At 32.9% G+C, this 23,593-nt stretch carries 23 protein-coding genes; 12 read left to right on the forward strand and 11 right to left on the reverse strand.

All coding sequences use genetic code 11. The features are described from left to right. The first annotated feature begins 11 nt into the window (after nucleotides 1-11). Together Q0845_RS13750 and Q0845_RS13755 are read left to right on the forward strand one after the other, a co-directional pair. The gene (locus Q0845_RS13750) at nucleotides 12-602 is read left to right on the forward strand and encodes a hypothetical protein (protein WP_298514177.1); all 591 of its coding nucleotides are present in this window, start codon (nucleotides 12-14) and stop codon (nucleotides 600-602) included. Further along, nucleotides 592-963, forward strand: coding sequence for a cupin domain-containing protein (locus tag Q0845_RS13755; protein WP_298514180.1), 372 nt, complete (start codon nucleotides 592-594; stop codon nucleotides 961-963). Before Q0845_RS13750 ends, Q0845_RS13755 begins: the two co-directional genes overlap by 11 nt. Nucleotides 964-1,051: 88 nt before the next feature. On the opposite strand, the gene Q0845_RS13760 is transcribed toward Q0845_RS13755, so the two are convergent. Further along, entirely contained in the window at nucleotides 1,052-1,228 is a 177-nt protein-coding gene (locus Q0845_RS13760; protein ID WP_298514183.1) for a hypothetical protein, read from the reverse strand. 175 nt (nucleotides 1,229-1,403) lie between these two features. Then, the gene (locus Q0845_RS13765; protein ID WP_298514186.1) at nucleotides 1,404-2,939 is read right to left on the reverse strand and encodes a hypothetical protein; all 1,536 of its coding nucleotides are present in this window, start codon (nucleotides 2,937-2,939) and stop codon (nucleotides 1,404-1,406) included. A gap of 381 nt (nucleotides 2,940-3,320) precedes the next feature. Here Q0845_RS13765 and Q0845_RS13770 point away from each other — a divergent pair, with 381 nt between their 5' ends. The 7 genes from Q0845_RS13770 (at nucleotide 3,321) to Q0845_RS13800 (ending at nucleotide 11,320) form a co-directional block, all read left to right on the forward strand. Further along, nucleotides 3,321-3,536, forward strand: coding sequence for a hypothetical protein (locus Q0845_RS13770; protein ID WP_298514189.1), 216 nt, complete (start codon nucleotides 3,321-3,323; stop codon nucleotides 3,534-3,536). Nucleotides 3,537-3,913: 377 nt separating this feature from the next. Continuing rightward, nucleotides 3,914-4,963, forward strand: a complete 1,050-nt coding sequence (locus tag Q0845_RS13775) for a hypothetical protein (RefSeq protein WP_298514191.1) — start codon at nucleotides 3,914-3,916, stop codon at nucleotides 4,961-4,963. A gap of 284 nt (nucleotides 4,964-5,247) precedes the next feature. Then, nucleotides 5,248-6,090 (forward strand): SH3 domain-containing protein, encoded by an 843-nt coding sequence (locus tag Q0845_RS13780; RefSeq protein WP_298514193.1) that lies wholly within the window; start codon nucleotides 5,248-5,250, stop codon nucleotides 6,088-6,090. Nucleotides 6,091-6,114: 24 nt separating this feature from the next. Next, complete coding sequence (locus Q0845_RS13785; protein ID WP_298514195.1) at nucleotides 6,115-9,150, forward strand: two-component regulator propeller domain-containing protein; 3,036 nt, start codon at nucleotides 6,115-6,117, stop codon at nucleotides 9,148-9,150. Nucleotides 9,151-9,231: 81 nt separating this feature from the next. Continuing rightward, nucleotides 9,232-9,984, forward strand: coding sequence for a LytTR family DNA-binding domain-containing protein (locus tag Q0845_RS13790; RefSeq protein ID WP_298514197.1), 753 nt, complete (start codon nucleotides 9,232-9,234; stop codon nucleotides 9,982-9,984). Between the two features lie 396 nt (nucleotides 9,985-10,380). Continuing rightward, nucleotides 10,381-10,557, forward strand: a complete 177-nt coding sequence (locus tag Q0845_RS13795; protein ID WP_298514200.1) for a hypothetical protein — start codon at nucleotides 10,381-10,383, stop codon at nucleotides 10,555-10,557. A gap of 190 nt (nucleotides 10,558-10,747) precedes the next feature. Continuing rightward, on the forward strand, nucleotides 10,748-11,320 hold the full coding sequence (locus tag Q0845_RS13800; RefSeq protein ID WP_298514204.1) for a hypothetical protein: 573 nt from the start codon (nucleotides 10,748-10,750) through the stop codon (nucleotides 11,318-11,320). Nucleotides 11,321-11,413: 93 nt separating this feature from the next. Here Q0845_RS13800 and Q0845_RS13805 read toward each other — a convergent pair whose 3' ends face one another. The 3 genes from Q0845_RS13805 to Q0845_RS13815 form a co-directional block, all read right to left on the reverse strand. Beyond that, nucleotides 11,414-11,575, reverse strand: coding sequence for a hypothetical protein (locus Q0845_RS13805; RefSeq protein WP_298514207.1), 162 nt, complete (start codon nucleotides 11,573-11,575; stop codon nucleotides 11,414-11,416). Nucleotides 11,576-11,934: 359 nt separating this feature from the next. After that, nucleotides 11,935-12,162 (reverse strand): hypothetical protein, encoded by a 228-nt coding sequence (locus Q0845_RS13810; RefSeq protein ID WP_298514209.1) that lies wholly within the window; start codon nucleotides 12,160-12,162, stop codon nucleotides 11,935-11,937. Between the two features lie 95 nt (nucleotides 12,163-12,257). Then, nucleotides 12,258-13,466 carry a DUF4365 domain-containing protein gene (locus Q0845_RS13815; protein ID WP_298514212.1) on the reverse strand — a complete coding sequence of 403 codons (1,209 nt, stop codon included), beginning with the start codon at nucleotides 13,464-13,466 and terminating at the stop codon, nucleotides 12,258-12,260. 382 nt (nucleotides 13,467-13,848) lie between these two features. On the opposite strand from Q0845_RS13815, the gene Q0845_RS13820 reads away from it, so the two are divergent. From Q0845_RS13820 to Q0845_RS13830, 3 genes are all read left to right on the forward strand, one after another. Further along, nucleotides 13,849-14,235 (forward strand): HU family DNA-binding protein, encoded by a 387-nt coding sequence (locus Q0845_RS13820; RefSeq protein ID WP_298514215.1) that lies wholly within the window; start codon nucleotides 13,849-13,851, stop codon nucleotides 14,233-14,235. A 105-nt stretch (nucleotides 14,236-14,340) separates the two neighbouring features. Then, nucleotides 14,341-15,159 carry a GLPGLI family protein gene (locus Q0845_RS13825; RefSeq protein ID WP_298514218.1) on the forward strand — a complete coding sequence of 273 codons (819 nt, stop codon included), beginning with the start codon at nucleotides 14,341-14,343 and terminating at the stop codon, nucleotides 15,157-15,159. A gap of 69 nt (nucleotides 15,160-15,228) precedes the next feature. Then, nucleotides 15,229-17,937, forward strand: a complete 2,709-nt coding sequence (locus Q0845_RS13830; protein WP_298514221.1) for a carboxypeptidase-like regulatory domain-containing protein — start codon at nucleotides 15,229-15,231, stop codon at nucleotides 17,935-17,937. A 131-nt stretch (nucleotides 17,938-18,068) separates the two neighbouring features. On the opposite strand, the gene Q0845_RS13835 is transcribed toward Q0845_RS13830, so the two are convergent. The 6 genes from Q0845_RS13835 to Q0845_RS13860 form a co-directional block, all read right to left on the reverse strand. Next, nucleotides 18,069-20,096, reverse strand: a complete 2,028-nt coding sequence (locus tag Q0845_RS13835) for a tetratricopeptide repeat protein (RefSeq protein ID WP_298514224.1) — start codon at nucleotides 20,094-20,096, stop codon at nucleotides 18,069-18,071. Beyond that, on the reverse strand, nucleotides 20,096-20,869 hold the full coding sequence (locus Q0845_RS13840) for a hypothetical protein (protein ID WP_298514226.1): 774 nt from the start codon (nucleotides 20,867-20,869) through the stop codon (nucleotides 20,096-20,098). The genes Q0845_RS13835 and Q0845_RS13840 overlap by 1 nt, the downstream gene beginning before the upstream one ends. A 219-nt stretch (nucleotides 20,870-21,088) precedes the next feature. Then, complete coding sequence (locus Q0845_RS13845) at nucleotides 21,089-21,589, reverse strand: hypothetical protein (RefSeq protein ID WP_298514229.1); 501 nt, start codon at nucleotides 21,587-21,589, stop codon at nucleotides 21,089-21,091. A 4-nt stretch (nucleotides 21,590-21,593) separates the two neighbouring features. Beyond that, a complete protein-coding gene (locus Q0845_RS13850; RefSeq protein ID WP_298514233.1) occupies nucleotides 21,594-22,019 on the reverse strand; it encodes a hypothetical protein in 426 nt (141 codons plus the stop codon). 87 nt (nucleotides 22,020-22,106) lie between these two features. Continuing rightward, nucleotides 22,107-22,547 carry an SRPBCC domain-containing protein gene (locus tag Q0845_RS13855; protein ID WP_298514236.1) on the reverse strand — a complete coding sequence of 147 codons (441 nt, stop codon included), beginning with the start codon at nucleotides 22,545-22,547 and terminating at the stop codon, nucleotides 22,107-22,109. Nucleotides 22,548-22,681: 134 nt separating this feature from the next. Beyond that, complete coding sequence (locus Q0845_RS13860) at nucleotides 22,682-23,572, reverse strand: bifunctional 5,10-methylenetetrahydrofolate dehydrogenase/5,10-methenyltetrahydrofolate cyclohydrolase (protein ID WP_298514238.1); 891 nt, start codon at nucleotides 23,570-23,572, stop codon at nucleotides 22,682-22,684. Between the last annotated feature and the right edge of the window lie 21 nt (nucleotides 23,573-23,593).

The raw sequence follows: 23,593 nt of genomic DNA on the forward strand, positions 1-23,593 counted from the left end.
ATTACAACCGCGTGAAAAAATCCTTATTCCTTGGACTTATCGTTGCTTGTCTGACAAGCTGTGCCAAAAAAGAAGATCCATTTTTAATTCAAAAAGACCGTATTGGACAACTTTCCAAAGATGTTACCGTAAAGCAATTGGATTCAATTTTTGCAAATGATTCGTTGGTAAAACGTATTGGCGAAGGTGATTATATAGAAGCTGGAAAAGATCGATATTTAGTTTTTGAAAAAAAAGGAAGACACGTATTTACGCTGACTCCAAGACAACAACACGATGAAAATGAAAAGATTAAAACCATTCAAATTCACGATTCACGTTATAAAACAGCAAAAGGCATTTCACTGAATAGTACTTTTAAAGATATTCGTGAAAACTATAAAATCAAGAACATTTACAATACAATGAAAAATCTTGTCATTACTGTAAATGGAGAAGAATTTTTTACGATTGATAAAAAAGAGTTGCCAGAAGATTTACGCTACGACATGAGTTTAACAATTGAAGCGATTCAGATTCCTGATATTGCCAAAATCAAACAATTCATGATCAATTGGAAACATAAAGAAACTGTAGATACCGACGAAAAAGATGAGCAGTAAAAAATATCATATTCAAAAAAGTCCTTTTGTTGTACCAACGACAGACGGAAAACTAATAGAAGAACATTTTGGCAATGCTACCGATGGAAATTCTGGAATTAGCATTGCACATATGATTGCGCCACCAAAATGGAGCGAACCGTTTCAAACACCCGAATTTGATGAATATACATACATCATCAAAGGAAAAAAACAATTTATCATTGAAGGTGAAACGATTGTATTGGAAGCTGGACAATCAATTAAAATAGAAAAAAACACACGTGTTCAATATTCCAATCCGTTTGACGAGGATTGCGAATATATTGCGATTTGTTTGCCTGCATTCTCCATGGATTTGGTACACCGAGAAGAATCGTAAAAATCAAACTCACAGACGTAAGTTTACATAAAAAAAGCAGGCATTTGCCTGCTTTTCTATTTCTGTATAACCATAAACGATACTATTATTAACGAGTAGGTTCACAAGTAATTCCTTTAAAACTAGGACATCCTGGCCTGTCTGCCGCTAATGTAGGACACACATGTCCCGTGATTCCCTTTGCAAATCCACCTGTCACTTTAGTTGCTAAATTAGACACTAAATCTTTGCTTAATCTTAATTTCTTAATGCTTTGTTTTTTCATATCTCATTGATTTTAATTCAATTACAAATCAAAGCTCCTCAAAATCAACTAATAACGCAATACTGTTTGTAAATCCGTAGCAATTCAATTCATATTTGTCGCAACAAAAAAGTCCAACCAATATCTTAATTGATATTTTGGTCAGACTTTTTATATAGTTCAATGGTATGTAATACTATTTAATAATTGTCAAATATCTATACGCAGTATTTCTTCCCACAAATTTGCGTCCATTGGTTGCTCTTGAATACGCAACTACATTAAATGAGTGCGCACAAGTTGTTTGCGGATTAAAACTCGCTGTAATTGTTCTGCTTCCTTTCCAGTTTCCTGAAGCACCTGCCGAACCATATACTTTTTTCACAATTCGTTTCGATTGATTATTTCCCCAACGCGCTGCCAAACTATAATTTTCTAAATTTCCTTCTTTGTCATACGCTTCAAACTCAATATCCAATTCGTCTGTTGGCTGTTGTAAATTTACAATGCCACAGGCTCCAATTTCTACATTATTATATTTAATAGATTTGATACTTACTTCTGGCACATTGTTATCAATATACATTTTTACTACTTGCTCTGCAGTTCCTGTTGGCACTTCTACACCTGCATTATTAAAGAACTTCACTTTAAAACTGTGCAATCCTGTTTGTAAGTTTCTAGAATCAAATTGGAACAATAAATCGTCAATGATATAATCTACATTTTGATTTGGCATTTTATAGAAATTACTTCCGTCTGGACCAAAATTTTCCAACACATAATCAAAGCCATTCCACTTGTAATTTCTCCAAGAAGTTTCAAACTCCGCAAAACTACCAGCTCCAAACTTATGATAAATCTTATACTTTTTTGCTCCTGATCGTGTCAAAGCTTCCATACGTTCGCTATTTCCTACGACATCTGGAATTCCTGCAAAAGCAGCATTCTCAATATCTAAAATATAACCAGCATCCGTAGTAGCTCTTCCAGTAGTAGCATTGATTTTTGTAGTTGGAATGTATCCTACATTTCCAATTACAGGTCCTAAATCAGCTACAGGAATTTGCGGTTTTTTAGAAAAATATACGGTATGCAGATTTGAAAAATCATACAAATAATTATCTGGCGTATGTCTACGTATTCTAGGACGTGTAGAACCAATGGAGAACCCAAAACGTGCTGACGATGGAGTAATCCAAGGCAATACAGACTTACTAATATCTGAAATACGGAATTTTAATTTCCATATACGATGCGGAGTATCTGAGTTTGGTGACGTTCCAAAAGAAGTTCTACATTCCGAACGTTCTTCAGCCATCATTCCTGTTTGCGCACCTGCTCTGATGTAATATTGTCTTCCCATGGTATTTGGGCGCTCGCGGAAACATGAATAATCAATATCTTTATTTGGTGTAATCGCTCTATTTCTATTTACATCAAAAGAAAACGAAAAATAATCACCTGTTCCCGGATCATTATGTGTATCGGTTACTACATCTAAAATGACATACAAGTATTTTGCATCATTCTTTGCCATCATATACACTTCGCCAAACTTGCGTTGTGCTTCATGAGCACCTGACCAAACATCATCAGTAATCTCTTCATCTAAGGTAATTGGTGTATCTGCCCAAACAGCACGAATACCTCTAAATTGTCGCCACCAATCTGGTCTTTTTAAGATGGTTTTTGGATCAATTTTAAATTTTGCTTTCTCAATTTTTGCCATGATTAATTTTTTTAGGTTTATTAAATTATTTCTGTGGCAAAATTATTTTAGTCCGATAAGTTGTGTAAGAGTTGAAAAACTAATTCCAAATAGGAAAAAGACTATCCACGTACAGGTAAAAAAGTAAAAACACTGAAATTTTCCCCCTAAAGCATTCGATTTGACTTCAAAGAAAACCTACTACTCATATTGGTGAACAACTTCATAAAAGCAAAATACACTACAGATTTCCTGCATTCATTACGAATTCTAGTTTAACGCTAACGAATTCTAGAAGCACTCCAAAAAAGCATCAAGTTGGGCCTACATTTGAAATGTAATTAAGAAACAAAGTCATCTTAATCACAACAAAAAAGATAACATTTTAAAAACAAAGAACAAATGTGGTACGATATAACAGCAACAAAAATGATTCAAAAGTATTTGAATATCTATTCACAAATCAAAATGCAATTTGATACGGAAGGAAAAGTAAACACCGTTGCTTTGTTTCAAGAAGGAAGATGGATTTCAAGTCCAACATTGGCAAAACAAATGCGCTTGCAACATATTGCTTTGCCAGTACGACAAGAAGCATCTATTACACTAAAAAGATAATTTCATACCATTTATGTTTTGAGATTCTGATTAAAGAAAAGAATGATTTTTTTCTTTATACGAATCAGAAAAATAAAGCATAGCCTTAGTTACGGTTTCTTTTTATGATGAAGAAGAAAGGAAAAAAGGGAATTTTCTAATCGTAATTTCAAGATATAAACGGTATTAGGTTGGTTAGTTGGGAAAAATCAGCTTGGATCTTTTTGATGGCTGTCAAAAAGTACTATCAAACGTATTGAAGAGTGGGTTTTCAATGGCTATACAGATAGTAGTTTCAATCCGAAAGTAGATTGTAATCATTCAAGCTGATTTTTAAATAATCATCCAAAAAATATAAAAATTAAAAGATTAAATACGAATAATAAACAGGATACACTATGAACACAAGAACATTTAAAATGACAGGATTCATGGGACTTGTATTAACATTGGTTTTTGCATGTTCCCCAAAAGTAAACACAGACGACTTAACTGCCGTTAACGAAAGCGAAACACTAATTACGAAACAAGCCGTTGTATTTATTGCAGGCTATGACAAAGGAGAAAGCACCTATTATAAAAACGCCAAAAAACACTTTGAAGGTTTGCATTATAAAATTGTTGACGACGCCTATTCATTACAGGAAATTATTTCTTGGTTGAATAAAAATCACAACGAACAAGATTACAGCGAAATTCACATCGTTAATAAAGGAAACTCTAAAAAAGGATTATCGCTCGAAACGACCATTCATGGAGAATTATTATCGCAAGAATCTTTACTAAACTGTTTAAAAGAAAACAAACTTCCAAAACTAGGAAGCGTATTGGCAGAAGACAGCAAGCTTGTGTTCCATACATCGGAATTAGGCAAAAACAAGCAATTATTACAAGTATTAAAGCAAACGTTTACGGCAAATCATCAGCCAAAAGTATTTGCAACGCCACATGCTACGCTTTTTAGCGGACAGTTTCAAAAGCATTTCTTAGCCAAAGTATTTTACGGATACTATCCTACAGCACAATCGCCAGGAAATATCGATTTGTCAAAGCAGTTTATTCGTAAATATCCACTAGAAGATATCCATTGGTTAAATGCTATCAGAACGAAAGAAGAAGGAGAACCAGGAGAAGCATTCTCATACAAATTCAACATTCCTATTCGTTGGGAAATTGAATTCTCAGACGACGAAGATGTACCTTCTTTAACAGATGCTTACGAAATTATGGATTGGATTGAAGACAATGAAGAGTACAGCAATATCATTAAAGATATGGGAATCAAAATAGAAAGATTTAGATGGAACGCTTACAAATCAGGGCAAAAAGTAGTCATCAAAGGAAAAACAACTGCAGTTTGTATTTTAAAACCTATGATGCAACGAAACAATCCATTATCATACGTTCGTACAGAGTTTGACAATCAACGATACTATACACAGCTTTAATCGACATTTTGGTGAATCATATCACGCTCGCATTACATACACTATTCATCAAAATGTCACCTTAAAATGTTCATCATGAACATCATCAAAATACAGTCTACATGTTTATAATACGGAGTAAACATGAGACTGTATTTTAACTTTCAATCGTTGCTTCGAGTGATTTTATAAAATGAAATTATACTTCATAATAGCTCTCAATACATTTTGAAACAAGTTCAAAACACTCGATCTGACGATTTATAAATCTAAAAAACAACTAATTTTTAAACTATATTTGCTTTATGAAAACGCTCACAATACCAACATTGTTTTTCTTCTTATTCTTATGTGCTACACAACTTACGGCACAGGAATCCGATTATATATATTTGGATAACGATTTAAAAATTAAAGAAACCTATTCGTTATTTGGCGACAATGTAAATTTAAGAGAAAAGCCAAATACAACTTCCAAAGAACTCACGCGTTTACGTATTGGCTTTGAAGTAAAAGTACTTGCTAAAACTGATTATACTTTTGGAAGTGGTAACTTTAAAACCTATTGGTATAAAGTTCGATACAAAAATTATATAGGTTTTATCCCGGGGAAATTTATCGCTCATAAAGCAATTCACGCAAGTTCACATAGTATTTTCTTTTCTAAGGATATCTCTCAAAAATATGGAGATCGACTCGCAATTCGAGTGCTTGTTAGAAATGACTACAGCAACTATCAAGAAACATTTTCAGACCTTAGAGGTTCTTTAATTAGTGCATCTACTGAAAGCAATCATGATCTAAAAAACGTACAATATATTCTAAAAATTCAGTATCATGGAGAATCCTGTGGAGCAGAAAACGGAATCACCTATTTTTTTGTAAAAGATGATTATAAAGTGGCTCATATAGCACACCTTTCTGTAAGTGGAGATGTTGGCTTTTTTGACTCAGAAACCTTTACATTTACCACAAATGAGCATAATGGACAACCAATAATCCTATTTACAAAAGAAGCTGGTGAAACGATCGATGAAGATACAAATTGGGTAGAATCGAAAACAATGACGCGTCAATATGAATGGGATGGCACGAAATTGGTACCTGAATTCTCAAAAAAGTTTTACAGACCCGAAAAATCAAATTAATAAACCCACTTAAATGAATTCCATATGAAAATCGCTTCTAGCGTATCATTTTTTATTCTTTTTCTTGCCGTAGGAACTTGGTTTTCTACAGCGCAAAACGATCAGTTACGTGCATATACACTCAAAGATGGTTTGCCACAATCGCAAGTAAATGCCATTGCGCAAGATCAGTTAGGTTATTTATGGATTGGAACACAAGGTGGCGGAATTGCTCGTTTTGATGGCGCTTCTTTTACTGTTTGGAATGAAAAAAACGGATTGGGTTCTAACTTTATTCAAGCACTTGCCTTTCATAAAAATGTATTATTGATTGGAACACGTCAAGGGCTTTCTGTACGCGTAAAAAACACTTTTGAAAAACACAAAACACCACGTGTATATGATATTGAAATTGTGGATAAAGATGCGTTTTTATCAACACAAAAAGGAATTTACAAATACAATGTTATTGACGGAGTCCAAAAGTTAGATTGCAATACAACACTCAATGGAACGCAGATTAATGATATTTTGTTTGATGGAACATACTACTGGATTGCCTCACGTCGCGGTTTGTGGAAAACAGATCGTTTGTCAAAAGACGGAAACTTTCAAAAGGTATTTGACAGTGATTTTAAATCTATTGTACGTTTTAAAGATAGAGTGATAGCGGCAAGTTTTGTAGATGGCGTGTATGCATTCAAAGATAGAGAACAAGGTTTTCAAGAAGTTTCAGAGGTACGACAAATTAATAGTATTGATTTAATCAATACTGACGAATTGTGGATCAATACCACAAATGCAGGTATCAAACGGATTAACTTAACCGATAATATTCCTGAGAAATCGATCTCAAAACGCGATGGGTTGTCTGTTTACAATGTTCGAAAAGCATTTAAAGATCGCCAAAACAATGTATGGATTGGTTCTTCTGGCGGCGGATTATTTAAGTATGAAAAGAATAACTTCAGACATTTCACAAAAAATAATGGTTTGGTGGCCAACAGAATTTATGCGCTTCACCATATCGACAATGCTTTATGGATTTCTACTGCAGAATCTGGCTTGTCCAAAATTGATTCTACAGGAATTCATCAAGTAAAAGAAACCAGCGTTTATCTGGATAAAAAAGTAAAAACGCTCACCCACGATAACGAAGGAAGAATTTGGGCTGGAACCGTAGGGAAAGGAATTTATATTTATCAAAAGAAACTACTCGATACAGTTGTGTTTGACAGTTTGGCTACTGACGGACTTATCTATAAAACCAAACAATTAGAAGATATTTACGAAGCCACTATTACCACAGATATTGGTTTGCCTTCCGATTGGATTAGCAATATTAAAATATATGGTTCGCAAGTTTGGATTGCTACGTATGCTGATGGAATTGCTCGTTTTCAATACGATCATGAAAAGAAAAAAATATACAATCTCAAATCATTTGGTTTTGACGAAGGCATCAAAGATTTAGGAATTCGCGATTTAGCTCGTGATGAAACAGGTCGTGTTTGGTACTCCACAAGCAAAGGTCATTTGGGCTATATCAAAAATGATGAAGTCACACACTTAACAAAGGAACAAGTTACTGGAAGCGAAGTCACTATTGGAACCATTCGCTTTCATAATTACGATATGTATTTGGGAACTTTTGGAAAAGGAATTTGGGTTTCTACCTTATCAAAAGACTTAAAATTTGAGCGATTGAAAGGAAAAAAAGATTTGTATTCCGACAATATTTATCAATTAATTTTTGATGATAATGGTGTGCTTTGGGCAGGAAGTGAAGGCGGCGTTGATCAGATTACACTCGATAAAAAAAATGAAATTCAAAATGTAATTCATTACGGTCGCAATGATGGTTTTTTAGGAATTGAAACTTGTCATAACGCAACTACAAAGGATACGGAAGGAAATCTTTGGTTTGGAACTATTGACGGATTGACCAAATACGCGCCTTCTACCACAGAACAAGAAGCCTCTAAACCGCAGCTACATTTTGAAAATATTGAAGTTGCCTATCAAAGTCTCGATTCTATTGACTTGCACGAATGGACCAATTCAGACAAACAATTGCAACTTCCGGAAGATAAAAACAAGATGGCTTTTGAGTTTCGTTCTATTGATTTGGATAATCCTGAAGCCATATTATATCGCCATAAATTTAATGATGAAAAATGGAGTCCGTGGACCCAAGAAAGTAAAATTACTTTTGGCGGTTTGGATTATGGCGATCATACCTTTTTGGCACAATCACGCAATAAAGATTGGCTTGAAAGTGATCCGATTGGTTTCAAATTTCATGTCATTCAACCTCTATACAAAAAAACATGGTTTAAAAGCTTGCTATGGACAATTCTTGCTTTGATTGTCGCCTATGTTATTTATGATTACATCAAGCGTGTAAAAGCAAAAAACCGTGCCATTCGCGAGCGTTTGCAATTGGAAAACCATTTACTTTCATTAGAACAGAAAGCCTTGCGTTTGCAAATGAATCCGCATTTTATTTTCAATGTATTGAATGGAATCAAAGGTATGAGTCGAAACGACATCAGCAAGATGGACAAAACCATCAATACCTTTGCAGTGTTGCTTCGTGAAACTTTGACAAATTCCCGCAAGGACACTATTACACTGGCACAAGAAATTAAAACTTTAAAAAATTATATTGAAGTCGAACGCTTGATGGCAAGCAGAGATTTTACATACAATATTGATTTGAATTCTGATTTAGATCCTGAAGAAGTACTCATTCCGCCAATGTTAATTCAGCCATTTGTAGAAAATGCCATTCGTCATGGAATCATGCCTTTGCAACGTGCTGGCGATTTACAGATCGTTTTTAAAACGGACAATGACTTTTTATATGCTACAGTTACCGATAACGGAGTTGGCATTCAGCAATCTAAAAAGAACAAACCTAAAACGGATCATCAATCGATGGCATTGCAAGTAACCAAGGAACGTATTGAATCGTTAGCAGGTCGTAATACACTAAAAATTGAAGATATCTCTGAAAAAGATGCTACCTTAGCAGGAACCAAGATATCGTTTAAAATTCCTTTGGAAACGGATTATTAAATGTTAAATATTGAATGATAAATTTTAAATGTAAATATCTCGGTACTAACACCAAAAACCTAATACCTAATACCAAAACATATGCTTACTACTGTTATTGTTGATGATATTCCTGCGGCGTTGCAAATGCTGAAAGGTGATATTGAGCGCTTACATCCTGAATTAAAAATTATTGGAACAGCACAAAGCGTTGTAGAAACGGCAAAACTTTTACGAAAGCAACAGCCCGATATTTTATTCTTAGACATTATGTTAGGTGATGGTTCTGGATTTGATGTGTTGGAGATTTTTCCAGATCTGACATCAAAAATCATTTTTGTTACCGCAAGTGACGAGTTTGCTATTAGAGCATTCAAATTCGCTGCCATTGATTATGTTTTGAAACCGTATGCGGAAGAAGAGCTATCGGCTGCGATTGAAAAAGCCAAAGGTCAGATTCACCCAAACAAAGAACGTTTGGATATTTTAAAAGATACCTTAGAAGCTCCGAACGAAAAGCCAACCAAAATATCGTTACACACCTTAGATAAGATTATTATTGTGAGTTTGGATGAAATTATTCGTTGCGAATCGGATAGTAACAATACTATTTTCTATTTACAAGACGGACAGAAGATTTTCGTGACCAAAACCTTAAAATACTTTTCTGATATGTTGAGCAATTATCAGTTTTTACGCGTACATCAAAGTCATTTGGTCAATCTGCAATTCATCAAAGCTTTTATTAAAACGGATGGTGGTTATTTATTGTTGAAAGATAAAAGTACTGTGCCTGTTTCGGTTCGTAAAAAAGTAGAAGTCATGGATATTTTGAGTAGTATTCATCGGAAGTAGCTTTGACTTTGCTTTTAGACTTACTCTGTTCTTAGACTTACTTAGACTGCTTTGCTGTTAGACTTACTCTGTTCTTAGACTTACTTAGACTGCTTTGCTGTTAGATTTTCTTAGGTATACAAACGTCACTTCGAGTGAATTTGTAAAACAAATTTGTATCGAGAAGTACTATGATTTTGAGCTTTTCTTTTCCTATTCAGACTGGCTTCTGTTTTTAGACTTGCTTTGTTATTAGATATTAGATCGCTTCGCTACTAGATTTTAGATATGTTTGATCTGTAATTGCGAGGAAGTATGACGAAGCAATCTACCTATTTTTAATGCACTCTTTCCTCTACTTGGGTAATGATTCTTCTTTTTTCACCCATATAGATATAAACGTTAAAATTTATTATCATGAAGAAGCATAATTTAAAAAATTTACGACTCAAAAAGCAAATCATTTCAAAAATTGATCATCAAAATATTTTAGGTGGAATCCCAGGAAAACCACCCGCGCAACCAATTGAACGAAAAACGAAATTCACGCAATGCAGAGTCATATGTCCATCACATCCTAGAGTATGTTTATAAAAAAAGCGGGCTTCGGCTCGCTTTTTTATTTGCTTAGTGTGAACGCTATTAGATATTAGACATATTAGATACGTCATTGCGAGGAAGTATGACGAAGCAATCTGTTTATAGGTAAATACCAAAAACCCAAGACTTAAAACCTTTATATAATAAGATTTTACTATCTTCCAAAAGATTAAAACCCTTATTGATGAAAATACTAGCGATGCTCCTTTTTTTATGTGTGACTTCTACAACCGTTGCACAAAGCGAATACGAACCAACTGCCCTTGATCCGTATGGCATGAAAAATCCAAAAGCACCCAAACAATTAGACGATTTTAAACCGATGATTGGCATTTGCGATTGCGATTCGGAACGTAGAAATCCGGATGGAAGTTGGGCAAACGCTGTAAAAATGACTTGGAAGTACAAATATATTATGAATGGAATGGCCATTCAGGATGAGACTTTAAAAGCCGATGGAAAGCATTCGGGAAGCATCCGACAGTTTAGCAAAGATAGTCTAAGCTGGTACGTACATTATTATGCCTCTGCCTCGCCTACTCCAACCTTAGGTTCTTGGAAAGGAAAGAAAACGGAAGATGGCAAAATTGTGCTATACAAACCACAAAAAGCACCAAATGGCATGGATGGTTTTTCACGTTTGACATTTTACGATATTACCGACAAAGGTTACAAATGGATTGGCGAATGGGTAGATCCAAAAGAGACTGTTAGTTTTCCTTTTTGGAAAATTTCCTGTGTAAAACGCGAAGAGTAATATTTACGAACTCCATACTAATTATCAAAAAAAAGCAGAAAACACATCTTGTATTTTCTGCCGTGTAATGCTTTCTAAGAAAACAAAGTATTGTTATTGATTGCAAGAACCTACTCCTGTGCAAGATCTTGTGCAATAATCTCCTTGTGTTTCATCTGTTTTAAGATCTAATTTACCTCCATTAAGCTCAATCTGTCTTAATTTAGAAATTACTTCTTTGCGCAAGCGCAACGCTTCTAATTGTCTTTTTTTCATGATAAGATGTTTTATTTTAAATTACAATCCCTTGTTATCTTTTAAAGGTAGACAAATCATAATTCTCACACAATCTACTTTTATTTATAGAAAATTAATTCTTTTAAACGCAGTTAACAGTTCTTGAAGCCTAGGTATATATGATGTTCACGCTATACATAAATAAAGTTTATACATATCATATAAAACATAAATAAAAATAAATAAGCTTTATTCTTGATATTTGTAGTATAAAGTTAGAAACTAAGCATACAATATATAAGAGTAGTGTATGCAAGTACGTAAGTAAGTGTTATAAAAAGTTAGCTTTCATATCCCAAACAATATTTGTGAGAATGTATTGTTTGGGTTTTTGGTTTTTATTTCTTTCCTTGATCAGTGATACTTTCCAGATAAGCAGACAAATCTTTAATAGAATTTAAAATTTCTTCCTTGCCCATTTCTTCTGAAATTTCAAGAATAGTCATCATGGCTTCTCTTTTCTTATTTCGTAAAATAGCACTACTTAGTTCTTTTATATTTTGAAGTTGGTCTATATTTTCAGCCCCTTTAATTTCTTTGATTAAATGTAACAAGTCCTTATCCATTGTAGCTTTATTAGTTTTTACTCTATTTACTCAAAAGTAATAATTATTAAGATTGCATTGAATTATTTTTTGAAAGATTACAATTTAGTAAAATATTACTTTATTTTTTTTCTCTCGTAGTCATAATACTTAATTTTAGATTGAACCAAATTCAGATAATAGTCTATCATTGATATTAAATTTTTTTCATTCCTGTTTTTATCAGAATTCACAATCCAAACATTATAGATTAAAGCTGAAGCTTCTCTAATCAAATCATCTAAACTTTCACATTCTAAAGGAGGGAAACCATCTTCTAAAGGGTTATTGATCAAATAGTCAAACTCATTTTTTTTAGCTAAAATTGATTTTTTTAAACTAGTTAGGTTTAAACTTTGATTATAAAGCTCAAAATTAGTTCTAATATCCATGTAAAGTTGATTAATTGTATTAAACAATTTACTTGCTTCACTTAGATAGTGCCCTTTAGAAAACTCATTATTTGATATAAATGTTGAAAGTGAAGAATATAGTGACTCCCATTTTATTTTAATCTTGTCAATAATTTCATCTGGCTCAAAAGGGTTTAATTTATATTGACAATTTTCATTATTCCATATTACTCTACAGAAAGGAAGACCTTTATTTACTTGTTGAATGCTATCATAAAAAAATAACAACACAACTTCTGCTTCTTTATTAGCATATTTATTTTCAGTCAATTTATTTCTATGATAATCACTATTTTTAAACTTCTCCACAATTTCGGGTATCATTTTTCTCATAGTAGTTAAACTTTTAGCGTGAGTACTTTCTACAAGAATCTTGGCTTCTATTCTTCTTGCATCATTATGTGATATATCACTCACTTGTAAAGCAACATAGTGATTAGGATTATAGTATATTTTTTTGAGTTCTTCTTTTGCCTTATCTAATAAATTAATTTTTGGAATTTCTATCTTCCAAGCTTTTTCAGTTCTTATTATTTTTTCAGAAGTAACAAGTTGCCAAAAAATACTATTAAATGTTGGTTCATAAATTAAAATTATTACTGGTAGTGATTGACTAAGCCAATACTCTAAATGTTTATTCTCTCCTCTAAATATATAGGCTTTTGTAGTTTCTTCTTTGAAATAGCTTTTCCCGCTTTTTACTTGTATAGCAAAAATCTGTCCTGTAGGAATACCGTTATTAACTATTTCAACATGCATATCAATCCCAAAATCTGAGATAGGTTGTTCTCTTTCAATCCAACCAAATTCCTCTAAAAATATTAAAGCACTTCTATGGATTCCAATTCTCTCTATAGGATTAAAAACACTCATGACTTCTTGCTAAAAATTAAAACACTTATCAACTAACTCAATTCAACAAAGTCTATCTTAAAAACTTTTACTTAAATATATACCATTATATACAACTACACAATGTGGTTTCCCTTAATTACTATCAAAATTCCCAAACAAACTTTCCAATTCCTCAAAGTAAACTTACATCCCTCACAACTACTCCCAAACACTCCCTCTTCAAATCACAATCAAAACATCAAGTACTTCCTAAACTTTACTACATAGCAAAAACTACTTTACTACCTACTAAAAACAAGTTTACTACCTAGTAAAAATTATTTTTATCTTTAGGATTCATTAAAAACCTCAAAAGGTTTTGATAGAAAGAACTTGATGAAAATAATAAAACCAAAAGAGCATGGCCATAAAATATAAAGTAGTAGAACGCGGAACGCCCGGTGTAAAAGGTGGTGGCACCAAGAAGTATTATGCTTCTACTACTGCACGTGAAAAGATTGATTTAAAACAATTGAGTGAACGACTCGCTTCTATTTCCACAGTCACAGAGATCGATACGATTGCGGTATTACAAGGTTTGGTCCATTTATTACCAGAATATTTGTGTCAAGGCAGTAGCATTTCTTTGGGCGATTTTGGTACGTTTACAGTGCATATTCGCAGTGAAGGAAAAGAAACACCCGAAGCTGTCAATGCGCAATCTATTAAAGATGTAAATGTTACCTTTCGACCAAGTGTAGAGTTCAAAAAACGTATGAAAGCTGTGAAGTTTAAAAAGCATAGCTAAGCGTTGCCTCCACACTTAAATAAATGTTAATTTTTTTAAGATTTAAAGTTATTTGTTTAATGTTTCATTATCTTCGTTAAACAGAATAAATTAAATCGCGCAATCATGAAATCATTTTTACTAAAATTCCTATCCCTTTCCTTGATAGCATTGCTTTCTTTTAAAGCAAATGACACACAAGAGTTTAAAGGAAAAGCCTATTATATTTCAAAATCTAAAATGCAATTGGGAAGTTGGGGCGCACGATTGAGTGAAGCACAAAAGAAAGATGTAGCGGCGCGTTTGAAGAACCGATTGGAGAAATCGTATGTATTGAGCTTCAATAAAGAAGAATCTGTTTTTAGAGAAGAAGATAAATTAGATGCCATTTCTGGAGCTACCGATTCTTGGGGCGCAAACTTTACCAGAGGATATCAATATAAGAATGTTAAAGATGTGGCTTTGGTACAAAGTCAAGAGTTTTACGGAAAGAAGTTTTTAGTAAAAGATAAACTCCACACAATTGAATGGAAAATGGGGAAAGAAACGAAGCAAATTGGACAATATACTTGTTTTAAGGCAACAGCTTCCATCTCTCAAGACGACTTGGCTTGGTACAATTTTTCATGGAGTGACTTGCGTAGAAAAGACGAAGATGGTGACGGAAAACCAGATGTTCCTATGGTAGAAGTGGAAGCTTGGTACAGTCTGCAAGTTCCTGTAAGTCATGGACCTGCAGAATATTGGGGATTACCAGGATTGATCTTAGAAGTAAGCGCTGGCGATACGACGATGTTGTGTTCTAAAATTGTCATTAATCCAGACGAAGAAATCAAAATTAAAGCTCCAACTGGAGGAAAAGAAATTACAAAAGGGAAGTACCAAGAAACCATCAAAGAGAAAATGCAAGAAATGATGAGCAATCGAGGTAGAAGAAGAGGTTAATTTTTTTAGTTTAGTATTAAACTTTTACGTTAATATATAGTCTAAATAAAAAACTAACTATAAACACCAATGAAACAAATACTTTGTATTATCCTACTCTTTGCAGTAAACTGCACTTTTGCTCAAATTAAAATGGAAGGAGTTGTTAAAGACAGCTTGAATAAACCGCTAGAATTGGCAAATGTGATTGCGCTGAATAAGGAATCTGGTACGCTAGAATCGTACGGTATTACCGATAAGTTTGGAAAATACAGACTTAAATTAACTAAGAATAAAAACTACAAAATACAAGTAAGCTATATTGGCTTAAAGAACTTGGAGCAAGACCTTTCTACCAAAGAAAGTGATATTACAAAAGACTTCGTGATGAAAAGCAGCAACTCACTTGAAGCGGTGGAGTTGACGTATGAAATGCCCGTAACGATTAAAGGAGATACACTTGTATACAATGCAGATTCGTTTAAGAATGGTACCGAACGGAAATTGGAAGATGTCCTTGAAAAACTGCCCGGCGTAGAAATTAACGAAGATGGTCAGATAGAAGTTGAAGGAAAAGTGGTGAACAAGTTAATGGTAAACGGAAAAGATTTCTTTGATGGTGATACCAAATTAGCGACAAAAAACATTCCTTCAAAAGCAGTTGATAAGATTCAAGTATTGCGTAATTATTCAGAAGTTGGACAATTGCGAAGTGTGACGAACAACCAAGATAGTGTTGCCATTAATATTAAACTGAAAGAAGGAAAGGAAAACTTTTGGTTTGGAAATGTTACTGCAGGAAGCGGATCGTCGCCCGATAATGAACTCTATTTGTTTCAACCCAAACTATTTTATTACAGTCCGAAGTATAGCTTAAATTTTATTGGCGATTTAAATAATATCGGCGAAGTTGCCTTATCGCGACGTGACATTCGAGGATTTACTGGTGGTTTTCGTCCGCCAAGTAGAAGCAGCGGAACTAATATTAATCTCGGTGATAACAGTTTAAACTTTTTGACCAATCAGAACAATGCTTTGGAGATAGAAAGTAAATTGGCAACCGGAAACTTTAGTTATTCGCCAAATAAAGCGTTGGACTTAAGTGGATTTTTAATCTACAGCAGTAGCCGAATTTTATCGAAAGAAACCAGTTTTGTACAGTACACCGATCCTGAATTGGGCATTCCTGATGAAGCGACCGAACAACGAAGCAGAGAACGTTCCGATCAAGTCGTTGCAAAGCTAAGTGCTAAGTATCAACCAAACCTCAACAATCAATTGGATTATGACGTGATTGGACGTGTTTCAAATGACACGCAAAATCAAGGTGTATTCTCGTCTGTTATTGGAAGTACCAATCAAATTGATGAAGTAACTCCTTATAGTTTCAATCAGAACTTAAACTATTATTATACGCTGAATGAGAACAATATTTTTGCCTTAGAAGCGCAGCATTTGATTAAGAATGAAGATCCTTTTTACAATGCAATTTTAGACAATGATACCAATAGTGCTTTTGATACTACGGCAGATGCTTTAGGTTTGGATACTACGGTAGATGAATTTAATTTGAGACAAAACAGACGTATCAAATCCAATCAAGTAGACGCAAAGTTGGATTATTACAATATTTTGAATGCACGAAGCAATATTAACATCACTTTTGGAACGATATTGAGTCGTCAGCAATTCAACTCAAATCTGTTTCAGTTTTTGGGTCCAGGCTTGACGTTGAATCCGATTCCAACTTTCAATGATGGACGCGCTACCAACGATACTGAATATAATTTTAGTGATATTTATTTAGGTTTCCATTACCGTTTAAAAAGTGGTAAGTTCACCTTTACGCCAGGATTTTCAGTACACTCGTATGGCAATAAGAACAGTCAGTTTGGAGTAGAATATAAAGATAATTTCTTTAGATTGTTACCAGACTTTGAAACACGCATTCAGTTTAAAAAGAGTGAAGCTTTGACTTTACGCTACCAAATGCAAAATCAGTTTACAGACGTTACACGTTTGGCTGAAGGTTTGGTCATGAATAACTTTAATAGTTATCAGTTTGGAGCGCCAGAATTGCAAAATGCATTGTCGCACAATGTAAGTTTGATTTATACAAGTTTCAACCTCTTCAATTATACCAATGTATTTGCTAGAGCGGCCTATTCTAGTAATATTGATCAAATTCGTGGTTTGACAGATTTTGAAAGTGTTATTCGTACAAGTACCTTCTTTAATTCGAGTTTTGCCGATGAAAATGTAAATGTTTTTGGTCGTGTACAACGTACGTTTGGAAAGATTCGTGCTACCCTGAACGCTAGTTTTAATTACAGTAAGATCAATCAGTTTATTCAGCAACGTCGTTCTGTAAACGAAGGATTTACACAGACGTATACGCCTGGAATTCGAACGAATTTTAGAATTGCGCCAAATGTACAATTACGTCACCGTTACAGTGTTACGGACAATACGCAAGGTGGAAGAAGCACACAGTTTACCACCAATGCCACTACCTTTGATTTTGACGCCTATATCTGGAAACGAATTACTTTCCGTACCGATTATACCTATACCAATCAAGGTTTAGGAAATGGCGAATCGCAATCGTTCCAAACATGGAATGCAACTTTATCTTATAGAAAAGACAGAGATGCCAAATGGGAATATGAAATTAAAGCTACTAATATTTTAGACATAGATGCACGTGTACGAAACAGCGCCAATAACTTATCGGTATTCAGTTCAGAAACCTTTATTCAGCCGCGTTTTATTACGTTTAGATTTGTGTATACTTTATAAAATTTCAAAAATATAATAACTCTAATTTGTTATTATTGTTAGTAAAAAAACCGAGCAACAGTTGTCGTATTGTTGTTTGGTTTTTAGTTGTTTTTGATATATTTACTTTAAGGTTAATTTACCAAGTAAAGTTAAATACAAATTGCTAGCGCCTTTACCTCTGTATTTATCAATATTTCATTTATTTTATCTCTAGTGTATCCTTTTTTTGGCAAACCATTAAGGCTATATAATTCACTTAATAAACAAGCACTTTCAAATACAATACTATTCCTTGGGTATTTTTTTATTTCGTTAAAAAACTTAAGGGCATTTTCTTTTAAACCTATTTCACTTAAAATGTGAGTGTTCAAAATATTATCTATTGGATCTACTATATTTATTTCATTTATAGGCACCATTTCTTTACTTAAATCATTATTAAGAATTTTCAAAAACTTTAATGTAGATTCATAAACCTTTTTAATCTTAAAATATGGTACATCACTTATAACTTCTAGAATTAAATTGTAAGCTTTCTCTTTTCTTTCTTCTCTTATATGATATAAAATCCATGAATGATAAAAGTAATAGTCTGAGACAGTTTTTAGTTTTTGAAACATTGATAAATCAAATTTAATATTTTGTTTTAATATTAAGTTACAATTTAATAAAGCGTGTTTTGAATATAAATCATTGGGATACAATTGCTGAATTTCTTCGTATAATTTCTTCGCACCTTGTAAATTTCCTTCCGATTTTAAAATCCCTGCATAACCATTCTTTACAACAATATTGTTTGGATACAATTGCTGAATTTCTTCATATAATCTCTTAGCACCTTGTAAATTTCCTTCTGATTTTAAAGCCTCTGCATAACCAGTCTTGGCAAAAATATTATTTGGATACAATAACTGAATTTCTTCGTATAATTTCTTTGCGCCTTTTAAATCTCCTTCTGATTTTAAAACCTCTGCATAACCAGTCTTAGCAAAAATATCATTTGGATACAATAGTTGAATTTCTTCATATAACTTCTTCGCGCCTTGCAAATCTCCTTCTAATTTTAAAACCTCTGCATAACCAGTCTTGGCAAAAATATCATTTGGATACAATAGCTGAATTTCTTTATATAATTTCTTTGCGCCTTGTAAATCTCCTTCTGATTTTAAAACCCCTGCATAACCAGTCTTAGCAAAAATATCATTTGGATACAATAGCTGAATTTCTTCATATAACTTCTTAGCGCCTTGTAAATCTCCTTCTAATTTTAAAACCTCTGCATAACCAGTCTTGGCAACAATATCATTTGGATAAAATCGCTGAATTTCTTCATATAATTTCTTCGCGCCTTGTAAATCTCCTTCTGATTTTAAAACTTCCGCATATTGAGTATCTAAAATCGCATCTTCAATAGGTGTTAATTTTGCTATCATTATAACTAATTTAGCAAAACTGTTTTCGTTTAATGAAAGTAAGCTACTTGATATATTTGTTAAGGATTTAATTAAAAACTTTAAAGGGCTAACTTTTATTTGATAGATAATTAATTCTTCAAGTTCATTTATAGCTTTTGAATAATTTTTATTTAAAACATTTGAAATAATATATTCTTTATAATTTTCAATCTTATCAGTATTAGCCATTTCCTTTTTAAAAAAAAGTTTTCTTCGTATTTGTAATTTATTCCACGATTTGAATGAAGACTTACGACTACGAGCTTTTAAGTATAAAATAGATTCTTTTTCTACTAAACTTATAACAGAAAGATTAGTAATATTAAACTTATTCTGTAACAAAATTCTTAGTTGTAATTTTATTGAATATTGTTCTAAATCTATATTTAAATCTTTAGCTTGATCAAAAATTTCTTCAAATAAATATAGTTTTGGTTTTTTTAATTTTTCTAAATATTTACATATTTCAACAAAAGCTATTTTCAAGTTTTTATTATAAATAATTTTTTTATTGCCTGAAAACATTAATGCCCCTTGATCTCCTTCTTTAAATTTATCATTAAACCTTTTTTTTATTATCCAATCATCATCTACAACTTCAGAAAATGAACAAATACAAAATTCATCATCCAATATATGATGATAAACTTTTTTTCCATCCGAATATATCGGGATAGTAAACGAATTCTGTTTATAGGGCTTTATGTATCCTATCAATTTCATCAAATCAAGTTATTTTGCTCAGTAAAATCTAAATATTTATCATAAATAGCACCAAAATACTCCAAAGGATTACCTTTTATTGTTCTATAACCAATGGGGTCTATAATACCAAAGTCATTTGTCAAGATTTCTTTTATTTCATCTTCTGCAAGATAACTTTTAGGCGCTATGACTTGTAATAGAGAGGAGCTGTCTAATTCTATATTTTCACTATATATCAATTCAATAGTTGCAACTCTATTATCATATTTTGTGCTAGACTTATCGTTAATCAATGACGTATATCCGTAAGCTGGTTGATTAAGAAGACTTACATCATCTAAAGATAATTTCGGCTTATGTAAAACATAATTTTCGTTAGTTTTATAAAATTTTTTTATGACTTTTTTTGCTTCCTCTATACTTGGATCAAGTTCTAAGTGTGTAATTCCTACTTTTTCATGAAAATGATCTTCTTTAATATTAGATAATTTTGAAAATGCTCCTGTATCAAATGGATGTAATCTACTCATATCAGGTATTTTATCATAATCCATTATAAAACAGACTGGAAAATAACTTGCATTACCTTTAGATCCTTGTATTAACTTTCTGTAAGATGGTATTCCATAAAAAGCATACAAATAGTCTTTTTTAAAAACATCACATTTATATGGTTTTAATTGACGTGACTCTAGTATACTTAAAAAATCAAAAGCTTCACAAGAATGTAAAATTGGAAGAATTTTCAAACTTGTATTACCATCTCCTAATGCCTCTTTAAAAAACTTCATGAAATAAATTATATTCTTTAAATATAAAATAAAAATTACAACTTCACAATGAGGTTTCCCGTAAGAAAAACAGAAAATACAGCATTCTATATTATATTAATAGCCCTTATGAGTTAAAAAGTATACATTGAAAAAAAATCAACAAACTTCTAATTCTACTTTTGAAGCAAAGAATAGTACTTTTTTATTATAAATAGATATATTCACTCTCCTAAACAATTACATTGGTCCATTCAAATACAAATTATAAAAACGTTTCTTATCCATATCAAATACAACGCCCCAAAGCTGTGGACCACCATCACAAACAACCATAGGTATGTTTTTCCAGTCATGTCTAGTAATTGTTGCGTTTTCTATAGTGAAAGCATTGATGTATACATATCTTGTTCCTTTATATATAAATCCTACATATTGATAGGCATACGCTTCTAAGTTTGTAATTGCATAATCTATAAAGAAATCTTCTGCAGGTTCTAATTCGTATACTTTTTTAAAGTTTGTGTGTAAGGTGAGGACATCATTTTCTGTAAGATCAAAAAATTGTGTAGCGCCTCTTGGAGAAGGTCGCGAACATTGATGCACTAGTTGTTTTCCTAAACTGTCTTTGATGACTGTGTAGTGTTTAGGTGTAAATTGATAATTAGTCGTATCACAGGATTGTATGAGTAAAAAAACACATATTCCGAAGAAGGCAATACTTTTGAACCCCTTTATCATATTTCTAGTTTTTGGGTTTGTAATTATCAAAATTAACGCCGTTCGTTTTAAAGTAAAGCCAGCCGCGGGATTCAGGCAAGCCTTTTGTAATGGTCAATGAATTTTTATGTACTTCAATATAATCAGCATGCGTTCCTGAGGTAATTCCGCATTTTTTTCCATCAATTATCAATTCAACATAAATGGTACCTAATTTAACTGAAATACTCTTTTCATATTCCATTCCAGAAAGCTCTTTTTTCAATTTACCTATTTGAGCAGCTGTCAATTCAAACTTTCCAGAGTTGTTGTACATCGTTGCTTTTTCTAGCTTTGACAGATCAACTAGGTTTCCAAAAGTGATTGCATTATTATCACTTTCTTTGGCTTTTGTAACGTCTTTACAACTGGTGAATATTACCAAACACGATAGTAGAAGCTTTAATTTCATAATAGTATATTTTTAGTCGGTTTTAATGGAAGCACTGTACTTTTCTGAAACAATCCTTTATACTATACAAAACGTGGTTTCTTGTAATTAGTATGTGTTTTGTAAAAATGCTACTAATTGTTGTTTGATAAAATACGTCCAACCAGCCACACAGCTTTCATGAGCAAACTCAGGAATTTCATCGGGAAAGTCTGCTATAACAGTTGTTGTAAGCGTAAGTTTGGTTTCGTTATGAATCTCTTCCAATTCAAACGTTACAAAAGAATCGCCTGCTAAATCTTCGTATTTCCAATTGTAAACGAGTTTTTGCTGCGGAATCACTTCTGTAACTGTCCATAAGTGCATAAAATCTCGTGAAGGTGCTTTTACATTGAATTGTGTTTGAAAACCAACTTCCGCTTTAAAATCGGGAATATTATCAAAAAACCATTGTCGCATTTGTGAAACATCTGTAATGGCTTTCCAAACGGATTCCACTGATTGTGTAAAGTTTTGTGAGACGATTACTGATGGTTCGGAAGTTTTCATGGTGTTAGGTGTTAGGTGTTAGGTGTTAGGTGTTAGGTGTTAGGTAAAAGTAGTTATTTTTTATAATTTCAAAATTGAGTATAAAAAAAGCGACCTTTTTCAAGATCGCTTCATATAGTACATAGTGTATGTGTCTATTTTCTGTTTGCCATTCTGTGACGTTCTCTTGCTAATAAAGTATTTTTTAATAACATCGCAATGGTCATCGGTCCTACTCCACCAGGTACTGGCGTAATGTGACTTGTTTTTTTGCTTACGTTTTCAAAGTCTACATCACCTGTAATGCGATATCCGCGTTTTCTAGTTTCGTCTGGAACACGTGTGATTCCTACATCAATGACAATAGCATCATCTTTTACCATTTCTGCTTTTAAGAAATTTGGTCGTCCTAAAGCCGTAATGATGATGTCTGCTTGACAAGTAATTTGTGTAATGTTTTTGGTATGACTGTGTGTTAAGGTAACTGTTGAGTTTCCAGGGAAACCACGTCTTCCCATTAAAATACTCATTGGTCTTCCAACAATGTGACTTCTTCCAATAACTACAGTATGTTTTCCTTTGGTTTCAACATCGTAACGTTCTAGCAATTCTAAAATCCCAAATGGTGTTGCAGGAATAAATGTAGACATGTCTAAGGCCATTTTTCCAAAGTTCTCTGGATGGAAACCGTCAACATCTTTGTCTGGATTTACTGCCATTAATACTTTTTGCGTATTGATTTGTGGTGGTAATGGCAACTGAATGATGAATCCGTCAATATTATCATCTTCATTTAACTCATGAATCTTTTTTAGTAATTCAAGTTCAGAAGTTGTATTTGACATACGTACCAAAGTCGATTCAAATCCCACACGTTCACAAGAACGCACTTTACTTCCTACGTAGGTTAAACTTGCACCATCATCTCCAACCAAAACGGCCGCTAAATGCGGAACTTTTTCTCCGCGATCTTTCATTTTTTGGACTTCCTGTGCTATTTCGTCCTTGATATCATTCGATACCTTTTTTCCATCTAATAAAACCATGTATTGTTGTTGTTGTGTTGT

Source organism: uncultured Kordia sp., assembly GCF_947489565.1.
Lineage (GTDB): Bacteria > Bacteroidota > Bacteroidia > Flavobacteriales > Flavobacteriaceae > Kordia.

Coding starts and splice junctions, on each gene's coding strand:
- Q0845_RS13775 (WP_298514191.1), top strand. CDS start 3,914: ATGAACACAAGAACATTTAAAATGACAGGATTCATGGGACTTGTATTA.
- Q0845_RS13815 (WP_298514212.1), bottom strand. CDS start 13,466: ATGAGTGTTTTTAATCCTATAGAGAGAATTGGAATCCATAGAAGTGCT.
- Q0845_RS13780 (WP_298514193.1), top strand. CDS start 5,248: ATGAAAACGCTCACAATACCAACATTGTTTTTCTTCTTATTCTTATGT.
- Q0845_RS13755 (WP_298514180.1), top strand. CDS start 592: ATGAGCAGTAAAAAATATCATATTCAAAAAAGTCCTTTTGTTGTACCA.
- Q0845_RS13760 (WP_298514183.1), bottom strand. CDS start 1,228: ATGAAAAAACAAAGCATTAAGAAATTAAGATTAAGCAAAGATTTAGTG.
- Q0845_RS13765 (WP_298514186.1), bottom strand. CDS start 2,939: ATGGCAAAAATTGAGAAAGCAAAATTTAAAATTGATCCAAAAACCATC.
- Q0845_RS13840 (WP_298514226.1), bottom strand. CDS start 20,869: ATGAAGTTTTTTAAAGAGGCATTAGGAGATGGTAATACAAGTTTGAAA.
- Q0845_RS13825 (WP_298514218.1), top strand. CDS start 14,341: ATGAAATCATTTTTACTAAAATTCCTATCCCTTTCCTTGATAGCATTG.
- Q0845_RS13845 (WP_298514229.1), bottom strand. CDS start 21,589: ATGATAAAGGGGTTCAAAAGTATTGCCTTCTTCGGAATATGTGTTTTT.
- Q0845_RS13810 (WP_298514209.1), bottom strand. CDS start 12,162: ATGGATAAGGACTTGTTACATTTAATCAAAGAAATTAAAGGGGCTGAA.
- Q0845_RS13800 (WP_298514204.1), top strand. CDS start 10,748: ATGAAAATACTAGCGATGCTCCTTTTTTTATGTGTGACTTCTACAACC.
- Q0845_RS13850 (WP_298514233.1), bottom strand. CDS start 22,019: ATGAAATTAAAGCTTCTACTATCGTGTTTGGTAATATTCACCAGTTGT.
- Q0845_RS13805 (WP_298514207.1), bottom strand. CDS start 11,575: ATGAAAAAAAGACAATTAGAAGCGTTGCGCTTGCGCAAAGAAGTAATT.
- Q0845_RS13790 (WP_298514197.1), top strand. CDS start 9,232: ATGCTTACTACTGTTATTGTTGATGATATTCCTGCGGCGTTGCAAATG.
- Q0845_RS13860 (WP_298514238.1), bottom strand. CDS start 23,572: ATGGTTTTATTAGATGGAAAAAAGGTATCGAATGATATCAAGGACGAA.
- Q0845_RS13820 (WP_298514215.1), top strand. CDS start 13,849: ATGGCCATAAAATATAAAGTAGTAGAACGCGGAACGCCCGGTGTAAAA.
- Q0845_RS13830 (WP_298514221.1), top strand. CDS start 15,229: ATGAAACAAATACTTTGTATTATCCTACTCTTTGCAGTAAACTGCACT.
- Q0845_RS13785 (WP_298514195.1), top strand. CDS start 6,115: ATGAAAATCGCTTCTAGCGTATCATTTTTTATTCTTTTTCTTGCCGTA.
- Q0845_RS13795 (WP_298514200.1), top strand. CDS start 10,381: ATGAAGAAGCATAATTTAAAAAATTTACGACTCAAAAAGCAAATCATT.
- Q0845_RS13855 (WP_298514236.1), bottom strand. CDS start 22,547: ATGAAAACTTCCGAACCATCAGTAATCGTCTCACAAAACTTTACACAA.
- Q0845_RS13770 (WP_298514189.1), top strand. CDS start 3,321: ATGTGGTACGATATAACAGCAACAAAAATGATTCAAAAGTATTTGAAT.
- Q0845_RS13835 (WP_298514224.1), bottom strand. CDS start 20,096: ATGAAATTGATAGGATACATAAAGCCCTATAAACAGAATTCGTTTACT.